9 protein-coding genes are annotated in these 12,584 nt (G+C 46.5%); 2 read left to right on the forward strand and 7 right to left on the reverse strand.

Features of this window, described 5'->3' with window-relative positions:
* Positions 1–74: 74 nt before the first annotated feature.
* The 3 genes from bglX to pbpG form a co-directional block, all read right to left on the reverse strand.
* Positions 75–2,375: a beta-glucosidase BglX gene (gene bglX / locus HH682_RS08430; RefSeq protein WP_214237135.1), complete on the reverse strand. Its 2,301-nt coding sequence runs from the start codon at positions 2,373–2,375 to the stop codon at positions 75–77.
* 140 nt (positions 2,376–2,515) lie between these two features.
* Positions 2,516–4,942, reverse strand: coding sequence for a DUF3772 domain-containing protein (locus HH682_RS08435; protein ID WP_214237136.1), 2,427 nt, complete (start codon positions 4,940–4,942; stop codon positions 2,516–2,518).
* Between the two features lie 94 nt (positions 4,943–5,036).
* A complete protein-coding gene (gene pbpG, locus HH682_RS08440) occupies positions 5,037–5,942 on the reverse strand; it encodes a D-alanyl-D-alanine endopeptidase (protein ID WP_214237137.1) in 906 nt (301 codons plus the stop codon).
* A gap of 233 nt (positions 5,943–6,175) precedes the next feature.
* On the opposite strand from pbpG, the gene HH682_RS08445 reads away from it, so the two are divergent.
* Together HH682_RS08445 and HH682_RS08450 are read left to right on the forward strand one after the other, a co-directional pair.
* Complete coding sequence (locus HH682_RS08445; protein WP_214237138.1) at positions 6,176–6,754, forward strand: DedA family protein; 579 nt, start codon at positions 6,176–6,178, stop codon at positions 6,752–6,754.
* A 147-nt stretch (positions 6,755–6,901) separates the two neighbouring features.
* Positions 6,902–7,960 carry a L,D-transpeptidase family protein gene (locus tag HH682_RS08450; protein ID WP_214237139.1) on the forward strand — a complete coding sequence of 353 codons (1,059 nt, stop codon included), beginning with the start codon at positions 6,902–6,904 and terminating at the stop codon, positions 7,958–7,960.
* Between the two features lie 32 nt (positions 7,961–7,992).
* Here HH682_RS08450 and HH682_RS08455 read toward each other — a convergent pair whose 3' ends face one another.
* The 4 genes from HH682_RS08455 to HH682_RS08470 form a co-directional block, all read right to left on the reverse strand.
* Entirely contained in the window at positions 7,993–9,198 is a 1,206-nt protein-coding gene (locus HH682_RS08455) for an MFS transporter (protein WP_214237140.1), read from the reverse strand.
* Positions 9,199–9,273: 75 nt separating this feature from the next.
* Positions 9,274–10,221, reverse strand: coding sequence for a tRNA dihydrouridine(16) synthase DusC (gene dusC, locus HH682_RS08460; RefSeq protein WP_214237141.1), 948 nt, complete (start codon positions 10,219–10,221; stop codon positions 9,274–9,276).
* 4 nt (positions 10,222–10,225) lie between these two features.
* Positions 10,226–11,557 (reverse strand): ATP-dependent RNA helicase RhlE, encoded by a 1,332-nt coding sequence (rhlE, locus tag HH682_RS08465; protein WP_214237142.1) that lies wholly within the window; start codon positions 11,555–11,557, stop codon positions 10,226–10,228.
* A 184-nt stretch (positions 11,558–11,741) separates the two neighbouring features.
* Complete coding sequence (locus HH682_RS08470) at positions 11,742–12,134, reverse strand: YbhQ family protein (RefSeq protein WP_048911836.1); 393 nt, start codon at positions 12,132–12,134, stop codon at positions 11,742–11,744.
* Between the last annotated feature and the right edge of the window lie 450 nt (positions 12,135–12,584).

Genomic DNA, 12,584 nt, shown 5'->3' on the forward strand with positions numbered 1-12,584 from the left:
AATAAGTGTAGCAGTCTTACATAAAAAAAAGCTGCCTTATCGTAAGGCAGCTGCGTTATTCCCGAGCGATGTCGCTACTGGTAGGTGAATGATTTCACTTCAGTATGCACAGAGTCAGTGCCGATCATCACGACGAACTGCCCGGGTTCGACGACCCACTTCATCTGTTGGTTCCAGAAACTTAAGTCATTTTTACTCAGGGTAAACTGTACCCTTTTTGACTCACCCGGCTGCAACTGGACTTTTTCAAATGCTTTTAACTCTTTTACTGGGCGACTGATGGATGCAACAGGATCTTGTAAATAGAGCTGAACGATGGTGCCACCTGCGAGTTTACCACTGTTCGTTACCGTCACCGACGCCACCATTTGACCTTTCGCCGTGAGCATGGACGACGAGAGAGAAATCGGTGATAGCGTGAACTCGGTGTAACTTAATCCAAATCCAAAGGGATACAGCGGACTATTATCGATATCAAAATAGTGAGACGTATACTTATTGGGATGGGTAAAATCGTAAGGACGTCCCGTGGGGAGATGATTATAATAAAGCGGTAATTGTCCGACTGAGCGAGGGAAGGTCACTGGTAATTTACCGGATGGGTTAGCATCACCGAATAACACATCGCTAATAGCATGCCCCCCTTCTGTTCCACTAAACCAGGTCTCTAAAATCCCTTCTGCTTGCTGATCTTGCTGCGTAATGTCCAGCGCACGGCCATTCATCAGGACTAATACTATCGGTTTTCCTGTCGCTTTGATCGCGTCTATCAGATCGCGCTGCGCCTTGGGAAGACGAATATCACTCCGACTGGAGGCTTCATGCGCCATCCCTTGTGATTCACCCACCGCCATCACTACAACATCTGCCTTCTTAGCCACTGAGATCGCTTCATCACGGAGTTGCTGTGGACTACGTTTATCCACTTCTACTGCAGGTTCGTAGAGGTTTAAAAAGGCCTGAACCTTGGCATTATCGGTAATATTCGATCCTTTAGCATAAAGTAGCGTGGCTTTACCGGCTACAGCCTCACGCATCCCTTGTAACAGGGTAACAGACTGTTTTGCCACGCCCGCTGCCGACCAACTCCCCATAATATCCCGCTGGCTATCGGCCAAAGGACCAATCAATGCCAGGGTTCCCTGCTTTTTGAGCGGTAAAATATGATGCCAGTTCTTGAGTAGCACCAGGCTTTGCGCTGCCACCTCACGAGCTTGTGCACGATGCAAGCGATCCTCCGCATTAGTATCTTTAGGATCGCTACCCACCGGACCTAAATGGCTGTAGGCATCACGAAATAGCCCCATATCGTATTTAACATTGAGTACATGGCGGGCAGCATTGTCGACTTCCGCAGCAGTGACCGCACCACTTTTCACCAGTCCTGGTAAGTATTGGCTGTAGTATTGGTCACTCATACTCATATCAATACCCGCCTTGATCGCAATCCGTACCGCATCGGCGGGATCGCTGGCAACACCATGATTAATTAACTCTTTAATCGCACCATGGTCACTGACGGTAATCCCCTTGAAATGCCATTGATGACGTAGGAGATCGGTGAGCAGCCAACGATTGGCTGTCGCGGGCACCCCATTGATCGAATTAAGCGAGACCATTACCCCACCACTGCCTGCTTGTAATGCAGTTTGATAAGGAGGTAGGTAGTGCTGGAACATCTGCTGGGGGCTCATATCAACACTGTTATATTCTCTGCCCCCCTCCACCGCGCCGTATAAGGCAAAATGCTTAACACTGGTCATGACAGAATTACGATCGGCAGGATCATTACCTTGCATCGCTTTAACCATCGTTTGACCCATCATTGACGTCAGGTAAGTATCCTCACCGAATCCTTCTGAGCTTCGACCCCAGCGTGGTTCATGACTGACATCCACCATCGGTGCCCAGGTCATATTCAGTCCATCTTGTGCAGCTTCTAACGCGGAAATACGGCCAACGGTTGTCACGGCTTGGGTATCCCAACTTGCTGCTAAGCCAAGAGGAATAGGGAATATGGTGCGCTGGCCATGCACCACATCATAAGCAAAAAACAAGGGTATTTTGAGACGGCTTAACTGCATGACTTGGTCTTGCATAATACGAATATCTGGGCGAGTAACCGTATTAAAGATAGCGCCGATTTGCCCTTTTTCGATCATCTGTTTAATCGTTGACTTAGGCGTATCTGGACCGACACTGATGAGTCGTAACTGCCCAATTTTTTCGTCCAACGTCATTTTTTTTAATAATGCAGAGACAAAGTGATCACGCTGAGTCTCATTCGAGGCCTGAAGAGTGGGTGGCTCGGCAAAGAGGGATGCTGAGAAAAGTGCGAGAGGGAAGACAACAGCCTGTGGAAACATCGATTTCATTAACAACTCTCTTTGAGATACCCCCCACCACTCACGCGCTGAGGGGAGAAGATGATTGAGTAATGATAATGTCAGAATCCTGTAAAAAAGAGAAAATAAATTAATAAGGCACGACGTCATACGTCGTACCTTATTAAGACTTACTGCTGATCGACGGGTTGAACCGGTTCTAAAACTTTTTGTTCAATAACCATGGTTTGTGGGGACGATAGCTCAACATCGGCTGCTCGTAATCTCACCAGTACTTCAAACAATAATTCACTGCGGGTGGAAGATATTAATCGCTGTGAGTTGACATTACCTGTGACGCTTAAAAGGATTCCTTGCGCTGAGAGATCTTTAAAACTCACCGAGGGTGCAGGATTATCTAAAATTTTCTCATTATCATTGAACGCTCCAAGCAAAATCTCTTTTACTTGTACCGGATCAATATCCAAGGGGAAGGTTAACGGAATGGTGACCACGCCTTGAGCATTCCCCATGGTGGCATTGCGTACGTTTTGTGAAATAAATTGTGAGTTTGGCACAATAACCGTCGATTTATCTGTGAGTAATATTTCGGTGGCACGGACATTAATACGACGAATATCCCCTTCAATACCACTTATTGTCACCAAATCCCCTACTTTGACCGGTCGTTCAGTTAATAAGATCAATCCCGAGATGAAGTTTTTGACGATCTCTTGCAGACCGAAACCAATCCCCACCGAGAGGGCACTGACAATCCATGCCAGCTTATTCCACTGTACGCCGATAGCCGATAAGGTCATTAGCAATACTAGAACAAATCCAATATTACTAAATAGTGTCACTACTGACACACGCATTCCCGCATCCATTGACGTTTGCGGCAGGAAATCATTGTCGAGCCAGTTACGCACTGAACGCAGGACATAAATCCCTGCAATCAACGTCACTAAGGCCATAACAATATGTGACGGGATTAAATTTAGCTTCTCTAGACCACGGCCCGCAAAGAAATCAATAATGCGACTGAGGATCTCACCAGGACTTGATGACGAGATAGTGCCGTTCATCAATAACAAGATCAGCATAATGATCAATGCCGATTTTAATAAGCCAGAAAACAGGCTACCTAATTGCAGTAAAGTCTTTTCGTTCAGATTCAGTGAACGAGTCACTAATTTTCCGGGGCCGCTATTGGTGGAGAAAAGGACTTGGCAACCATCAATCGCAAGTGCATTCAGGAAGTAAAAAGTACTTAATAAAATACCTATCCAAATAACTTCGTAGCTTAAATATCGAGCCAGTCCAACATATCCGATAACCAAACAGATAAGGATCGTTATGCCGGTAAGGATCATTGCAATATCCACTAACCCGGCAATACGTGAACGTTCAACTTCATGGCCGTTAATTTCTAATTTTCGGCGAATACGACGTGTGCGGATTACCATCATCAAACAGAGTAAACCGATGAGGATTGCCGTAAGACCATTGCCGAAAATAGTTGTGTTGACACTGGTTTCAATTGCCCGATTAAAAGCTTCAAGCCCTTGAAAGATAAATACCAAGGTAGCAATCACAATCGGGAAAGGTTTTAATGCCTTTGCTAACTCATCATTGATGACCGGTAGACGCCAGCTCGGACGCCGGGTCGAAAGAAACGCTCGACCTAAGCCTGCGATAAGTCCTGCTAATAAACTTTGAATGCCTAAGCTTGAGACCAGATCACGAACATCATCGGCAACATCAGGATGACGAGCGAAGGCTAATGCTAAGAAGTTACAGCATAGCGTTATCGCGAGCAGTGTCGTCATAACAATCGCACAGGCTAAAAAACTGCGGCGTAGTCTCCCCTCAGAGAGTTTATTAATACTGACCCAAGCCAGAAACTCTTCCATATAACGGCGGCCTATTGCCATCACCAGTACTGCTGCAACAAACCACATTGCCGTACCAAAACGGTAGCCGGGTGAGAAAGAGAGTTGCACACTCTGTTCAAGATCTCGTGCAAAAGCGATAATTTTGGGCCCATCAACAGGATTATTATAAAGAGGCTGCCAAAATTTCGCGGCTACTATACTGCCAGTGTTTAAGCTCACTTGATTTTTTAAGCGGTCACGACGGTAATTTAAAATCTGTGACGACAATACCGACGCACCGTTTTGTAGCGCATTCGCTTGTTTAACCTGATCATCTAAACGTGATTTTTGCGCCAGTAGATGGCGACGCTTACTGGTAACGTCAGACGTTTCTTTTACCCCACTTCCTGCTTCAGGGGCCGGTCCCAAGACCGCAAGCTGCGCGTCAATCTGTTGACTTTGAGGAACCAAGTTCTGCGATAGAGTGCTCGCATTTTCGCCCAGCTCGACCGCCATATCATTTAATTGTGCCAGTTGCGTTTCATCCGTGACGCTTGATACTTGCCCTTTAATTTTATCGAGAATAACTTGCATCTTCGGCAGTTCGACCGAGGCATCCACCTTAGTCGCTGCCGTGTCATTTGATTGGTCGGTACTGTCCTCAGCCAATACCGATGTCATCGGTACCGCTAATGTAAAAAGCATACAGAGCGTTATTATGGCTTTTTTTAAACTACTCATACACGTTCCTAAATTTCTTTCCTATCGCTGCGATCAAGTATAGGGAGTTGTGAAAAATCTGCCTATCAGAAGGTTGCTGAAAACGGCTTAGGGTCTATTTCACCACAGCTTTATAGGCCAAGGCAGCAGCCGGTACCGGTGCAGACTTTCCTGTTTCTAACCAACTACGAATCCGATTAGCGTCAGCAAAATGGGTATATTTGCCAAAAGCATCCAGTACGACCAATGCTACCGGCCGACCATTGATCACCGTACGCATTGCCAAACAGTGCCCTGCTTCGTCTGTATAACCTGTTTTCGTTAAGGCTATTTGCCATGTTTTGTTATAGACAAGATGGTTAGTATTACGGAATGGCAACGTATAACGCGGGTTTTGGAAGGATGCGGTGGTCCCTTGCGTCGTGCTTAATTGTCCGATTAACGGGTAAGCTCGGGTGGCTTTCAGTAACTTAACCAAATCTTCAGCGTCTGAAATGTTATGAATAGAGAGCCCCGTCGGCTCAACGTAGTGAGTATGGCTCATACCTAACACACGTGCTTTCACATTCATCGCCTGAATAAATGCGCTATACCCCCCTTTATAATTTGCCGCAAGGCTGGCTGCCGCACGGTTTTCAGAAGACATGAGTGCAAGCAACATCATGTCGCGGCGGCTTATATGACTATTAACTTTGACTCGCGAAAATACGCCACGCATCTCCGAGGTTTGATGAATATCCACGGGTAACAGCTCATCCAACGGCTGTTTAGCATCCAAGGCAACCATCACCGTCATCAGTTTAGTGATCGAAGCGATAGGCCTTACTCGGTCAGGGTGAAGTGAAAAGATGACTTTATTGGTCGTGAGGTCAACGACCAACGCACTGCCAGAGGCAATCTGCGGTTGAACCAATCGATTTTCTTGGCTTGAACTATACTTTGCCGGAGTCACTTTAGCTGACACGGAAAAACAACAACATAAAAAGAGAGCTAGGATACAATGATGGCGTTTTACTGGCATTTTTCGTCTAATATGGTCTGAGTCAATTTTCTGTATGGGATACAGGCTGCTCTTCCCCCAACCAGGAGAAAAGCTGGCGACAGCATCATACGCGCGTCGATGCAGAAAAAGCTAAGTCTGTTTACGGATTTAGCCTGGTATTTGTAAAAAAATCTGTCAACCTAACGTTTATTGTTCTGTTAGCAGCTTACACAGTGATAAAAACGACCATTCACTTACTTCAGGACCCTATTTTGTCTATCGATATTCACTCACTGATCTCACATTATGGCTACCTCGCATTAGTCATCGGTTGTATGGCCGAAGGCGAAACCTTTGTCCTGCTAGGCGGTATTGCGGCGCATGAAGAATTACTCCAGCTGTACTGGGTGATCGCCGCAGCAATGTTGGGCGGTATCATTGGTGACCAGATTCTGTTTTTTTTGGGGTGGCGTTATGGCACCAAATTCTTAACCCGCTTCGAGAAGCAGCAAAGTAAAATCGATAAGGCCAATACGCTCATCCATCGCCATCCTGCCCTGTTTGTTATTGGGGCTAGGTTTATGTACGGCTTTCGGATAATTGGACCGATTATTATCGGTTCAAGTGGATTACACCCTTGGCTCTTCGTGTTACTCAATATTATCGGTGCAGCATTGTGGGCCGGTATTTTTGCTAGCCTCGGATTTTATGCAGGCAAGGTCATCACCCCGTGGTTGAACCGTATTGAAGGTTATCTTGAACCCTTATTTTGGGTCGTGGCGACAGCGTTGATTATCTGGGGTGCGTGGAAGCTGATCCAATGGTTTAGAACGCGTAACTCTACGCAATGATAACCAGAAATATCAGAATCTTTCACTGAAATTAAAAAGCATATGTTCATTCATTACGTCTGCACCTATACTAAGCATAAGGCTGAGTCAGATTCGGTCTATTACCTTTTTCACACCATCGTTAATCAGGTTTAAGCCATACATTCTATGAAAAAAAGCATCCGCGCGTTGATCTCTGCTGCCATGACTGTTGCAGCCTTTTCTCAAACTGCACATGCGGTGGTATATCCACTTCCGGCAGCCAACAGCAGCATTACTGGTGAGAACCTCGAAGTTTCTATCCCGACTGACAGCAGATTACCGCTGGAAGCTTTTGCTGCACAATATGAGATGGGGCTGAGTAATATTTTAGAAGCAAACCCAGGTATTGATGTCTATCTACCGAAAGCGAGTTCTAAACTTATTATTCCACAGCAACTGATTTTACCTGATGCGCCTCGCGAAGGGATTGTGATTAACAGTGCTGAAATGCGCCTCTACTATTATCCGAAAGGTGGTCATACCGTCGTCGTATTGCCTATCGGTATCGGGCAGTTAGGGAAAGACACGCCTCTCGACTGGGTAACTAAAGTAGAGAGCAAGCGCCCTAATCCAACGTGGACGCCAACGGCTAAAATGCATAGTGAATATGCCAATGAGGGTAAAAATTTACCCTCCACCTTCCCTGCTGGTCCAGATAACCCAATGGGACTGTACGCACTCTATATCGGTAAAATGTACGCAGTTCATGGGACTAATGCCGATTTCGGTATTGGGCTACGTGTCAGTCACGGCTGTGTTCGCCTGCGTGGTGATGATATTAAATGGTTATTTGAGCATGTTCCGGTCGGTACCCGCGTTCAGTTTGTGAATCAGCCGGTTAAAGCTGCGGTCGAAGCCGATGGGTCGCGCTACCTTGAGGTACATAATCCGCTTTCTACAACCGAAGAACAATTCACCAGTAATGCTGTCGTCCCTATCAACTTAACGCAATCAGTCAGCAAAGTGCTCTCTGATTCCAGTGTTAATCAAGATGTGGTTAACCAAGTATTACAAAATCGTTCCGGTATGCCAGTGAAAGTGAACGGCGTGGCAGAAGCCCATGCGAATACCCCACAACCGGTCTCTGAACAGAGTGATGCACAGCCTACTGAAGCGCCAGACTCTAGCTTCTCTGCACAAGGGGCTAGCCAATCGGTGACTCAACCACCACCGATCGAAGAGTAACCTTTATGGGCCACAACATAGGTTGTGGCCATCTACCCTACCCCACCTAAGCTTTGTCGACGGCTTTTGATTAATAGCGTTCCAACCAATACCGCCCCTAAACAGACCATAACGGCAGCCGCTAGATAAATAGACCGTATCCCACTATGATTCATCAGCAACCCAGCAACAGGCCCAGTTAATCCTAACGCTAAATCCAAGAATGCCGAATATGTCCCCAGTGCCGAACCTTTACTCTGCTCACTCACTCGCCGCACGGCTTCGACCCCTAAAGCAGGAAACACCAACGAAAAGCCCGCACCCGTGAGCAGTGCACCGATATCAGCCCACAAAACGTTCTGTGCATGCCAGAGCAGAAATAAACCAATGGCTTCAGTGACTAAACAACCGAGAGAGACAACCAGCCCCCCAAAACGGGTGATCATATGACTAAATAGAAAACGAGATAATACGAATCCTAGGCTATAAAGGCTCAACGTCATGGCAGCTCCCTGCCAACCACGGCTCGAAAAATAGAGCGTAATAAAGGTCGCAATCACACCAAACCCCAACGTCCCTAATGCCAGACCTAATCCATAAGGACTCACTAAACTAAGCACTTGGCGAAAAGGTAAACGCGGTGCCGTTAACGCGATAGTGATACTGGCTTTATTGTGAGCCACTACCAGACCCACCAGTCCCATCATTGCAATCAGTCCCGCAAAACCACTGATGCCAAACCACTGGTTAAGCACTACGCCAAAAGGCGCCCCGACAGCCATTGCAAAATAGGTCGCTACGCCATTCCATGAAATGACGCGCGCAGTATGTATCGACCCGACTAAATTCATTCCCCATAAGGTAGCACCGGTACTGCTAAAACTTTCGCCAATCCCTAAACAGACTCTTCCCAGTGCAAGCAGTAGTAAACTCGTCATCGAATAACTCGAACACAGCGCAGCAATCACCGTCATACCACCGCTAAGACCGCATAGCACCATTCCCAACATCACCACTTTTTTGGGGCCGAAGTGATCAGCCAGTCGGCCACTCTGCGGACGGCTAATAAGGGTTGAAAAATATTGTAGGCTGATAATCAACCCGGCAATAAAGGGTGAAAACCCTAATTGATGGTGAACAAAACCAGGCAGTACTGCCAAAGGAAGGCCTACCGAGAGGTAGCAAAAGAAGGTAAATATCATTACCGACAAAATACGTGTATTTAACTGTCGACGCGTCGGTTCACTGTGCTGAGGCATACACACACCAGGATAAAAAAGGAATATCCTCAGCATAGCATATCAGTCAGCCGAGATTGTTTTGTAACCTGGGTATTAGGTTAATTTTATTAACTCTTTGTTAATTTCTTGTGCAATAGTAGAAGAGTGGGTCATCGGCCGAATCTGGCCAAACAACTCATCGGCTTGAGGATAGGATTTACGCAGATAGCCTAACCATTGTTTAATCCGCGCGACGTGATACATCCCGGTATCACCCTGTTTCTCAAGATGACAATAGTCTTCCAAAAGTGCGACCACTTCTGGCCACGGCATCGGCGGATGATTATATTTGATCATCTTACTCAGGTTAGGAATATGAAGAGCTCCCCTTCCCACCATCACATCACTGCATCCGGTCGTCGTGAGACAAGACTGTGCCGATGCCCAATCCCAAATTTCACCGTTGGCAATGACGGGTATCGAGAGTCGTTCACGAATTGCGGCAATAGCCGACCAATTAATCGCCTCAGCACGGTATCCATCTTGTTTGGTTCTACCGTGGATCACAATCTCACTTGCCCCGGCTTGCGCAACCGCATCAGCAATCTCAAAACTGTGACCGATGGAATCCCATCCTAAGCGGACTTTTACTGTAACAGGAAGAGAGGACGGTACCGCCTGACGCATCGCTTTCGCAGCATGATAGATCAATTCGGGATCTTTCAATAACGATGCCCCACCACCACTACCATTTACTGTTTTTGAAGGGCAACCGCAATTGAGATCGACCCCCCAAGATCCCAGCTCGACCGCACGATACGCATTTTCAGCTAACCATTGGGGATGCTGCCCAAGCAGCTGAATCCGTACTAAGGTTCCACTAGGCGTTCGACTTTGGTGCGCCAATTCTGGGCATAAGCGATAAAAGGATTTTTTCGGTAACAGCTGATCGACGACCCTCAAAAATTCGGTCACACAGAGGTCGTAATCGTTGACCTTAGTCAGGAGCTCCCTGACTAAGGCATCAAGCACACCTTCCATTGGTGCTAATAACACACGCATGGGACTAGCGATTGCCCTGCGGTTTCTTAGCTGCTGGCTTCGCTGCAGAGGAAGGACCACTACGAGTCCGAGGACGCGAGGCATTTTGTCCTTGAGGACGCGCCTGTCCACGTGAACCATTATGGTCAGAACGTCCACCACGACCGGCACCACGTCCACCTTGGCGTCCGTTTTGAATCGGCTCAGCTTTGATTGAGGGATCCGGCTCGTAACCTGGTATTGCCAAACGTGGGATCTCTTTTTTCAGGAGTTTTTCAATATCACGCAGTAGCTTGTGTTCATCGACACAGACGAGTGATAATGCCGAACCACTCGCTGCCGCACGACCCGTACGGCCAATACGGTGGACATAATCTTCCGCGACATTCGGTAGCTCATAGTTCACTACGTGAGGCAGTTCTTCAATGTCGATACCGCGCGCCGCAATATCGGTCGCCACTAGTACCCGAACTTCACCGGTTTTGAAGTGCTCCAGCGCACGGGTTCGCGCACCTTGGCTTTTATTACCGTGAATCGCTGCGGCGGTGATACCGTCTTTGTTAAGCTGTTCCGCAAGATGGTTAGCACCATGTTTGGTACGGGTAAACACCAATACTTGCTGCCAATTCTCTTTACCAATTAAATATGACAGTAGCTCACGTTTACGTTTCTTATCAGTAAAATGCACCTGCTGAGAAACCTGCTCCGAGGCGGTGTTACGGCGAGCTACTTCCACTAATTTGGGACGATCTAATAATTTCTCTGCGAGTGCTTTGATCTCGTCAGAGAAGGTCGCCGAGAACAGCAAGTTTTGACGACGAGTGGGTAATTTGGCAAGGATACGACGGATATCATGGATGAAGCCCATATCTAACATACGGTCAGCTTCATCTAGCACGAGGATTTCGATATTCGACAGTTGCACAGCATTCTGTTGTACTAAATCAAGTAAGCGTCCCGGCGTGGCAACCAGTATATCTACCCCACCACGCAATTTCATCATTTGTGGGTTGATACTCACGCCACCGAATACTACCAGCGAACGTAATTTAAGATAACGACTATAACTTTGAACGTTCTCACCCACCTGCGCAGCAAGTTCCCGTGTAGGAGTTAATATTAACGCACGCACAGGTCTACGCCCATTGATGGGCTTCTCATTGGCGGTAAGACGATGTAACAGTGGCAAGGTGAACCCTGCGGTTTTTCCGGTACCGGTTTGAGCGCTGGCTAATAAGTCATCACCCGCCAACACGATAGGAATCGCTTGTTGTTGGATAGGCGTAGGGGTGGTGTAGCCCTGTTCGTTAACAGCACGCAAAATCTCGGCATGTAAACCGAGTGAATCGAAAGTCATGGGGTATTGCTCCAGGGACGCCCTGACCGTCTTTTCACGGTGCAGTTTTCAGGGGGGATAGTGTCACTAATTAGAGAGAAATCAACGCAAACTACAATGCGATAAGTGCGAAGGAGTGTATCAGACTTTAAGCATGACTGCGAGGATGATAAAAAGGCCAGTCGAATGACTGACCTTGAAGGTATTAGCTGCGTTTTTTCTCGACTTGCTGACCAGAACCTTTGGCAAACAACGAGAAAAGTGCGGGCCCGATGAGCATCGCCACACCTAATCCACAAATCAGTAGCGGATTGTGCAATACACGAGAGAACAAGAAGAGTGACAACATCGCCGCACCAAAGTAATAGGTGGTGGAGGCTTCTTCTAAATAATCTCCCACTGCGCGTAAGCGCGAGACATTTTGCGTAATGAGCATAGCAACAAGCAAAACGACATAACTTGCGACCAATCCGGCACTGACTTCAACTAACAATTTGTGTTTAAAACCCCAAATTAATGAAGCCACGATGGTTAAATGCATCGCGATATGAAAACACGTTTGCCCAGTGACAATCTGAACACGGTTAGACCATTTCATAGTTATCTCCTAGTAATACTCGCGGTAAAGCAATGCACCTTAACGCCAGTAAGTGTTTTCCGAGAGTAATCGAAAAAAATCAGCTGACCACCTCTTTGCAAAGCAATTGTGATAAGACCGATATTTCTTAAGAAAATTCCGTAAGAAAACCAATTCAGTTTGCCACAAGTTAGGATAAATATCATATTTTGTTTTAAAGGCGGCTTTAAATTAGCGGAAAAAACTACAAAATCTGAATAAATTAACATTTATTGGAATAATATATTAAATCATATCTATCCATTCAAAAAATACGCGATTAGAGGGACTTTATTAAAAAAAACATTACTAATCATAGAGTTGAAAACACCCCTCTCTTCATGAAGCTTTTAACTTAAGATATTTCCGGTGTTTTTTTACTCAAAAAAAAGAGGGGAAAATCCCCTCTTTTCACGATCTTCTGCTGTTCCC

Origin of the sequence: Rosenbergiella gaditana (assembly GCF_018494065.1) — a bacterium.
In the GTDB taxonomy this organism is placed as follows: Bacteria; Pseudomonadota; Gammaproteobacteria; order Enterobacterales; family Enterobacteriaceae; genus Rosenbergiella; species Rosenbergiella gaditana.

What these genes read in the sequence shown, in the direction of transcription:
- bglX (WP_214237135.1), bottom strand. Translation starts at nt 2,375, where the DNA reads ATGAAATCGATGTTTCCACAGGCTGTTGTCTTCCCTCTCGCACTTTTC.
- HH682_RS08435 (WP_214237136.1), bottom strand. Translation starts at nt 4,942, where the DNA reads ATGAGTAGTTTAAAAAAAGCCATAATAACGCTCTGTATGCTTTTTACA.
- pbpG (WP_214237137.1), bottom strand. Translation starts at nt 5,942, where the DNA reads ATGCCAGTAAAACGCCATCATTGTATCCTAGCTCTCTTTTTATGTTGT.
- HH682_RS08450 (WP_214237139.1), top strand. Translation starts at nt 6,902, where the DNA reads ATGAAAAAAAGCATCCGCGCGTTGATCTCTGCTGCCATGACTGTTGCA.
- HH682_RS08455 (WP_214237140.1), bottom strand. Translation starts at nt 9,198, where the DNA reads ATGCCTCAGCACAGTGAACCGACGCGTCGACAGTTAAATACACGTATT.
- dusC (WP_214237141.1), bottom strand. Translation starts at nt 10,221, where the DNA reads ATGCGTGTGTTATTAGCACCAATGGAAGGTGTGCTTGATGCCTTAGTC.
- rhlE (WP_214237142.1), bottom strand. Translation starts at nt 11,557, where the DNA reads ATGACTTTCGATTCACTCGGTTTACATGCCGAGATTTTGCGTGCTGTT.
- HH682_RS08470 (WP_048911836.1), bottom strand. Translation starts at nt 12,134, where the DNA reads ATGAAATGGTCTAACCGTGTTCAGATTGTCACTGGGCAAACGTGTTTT.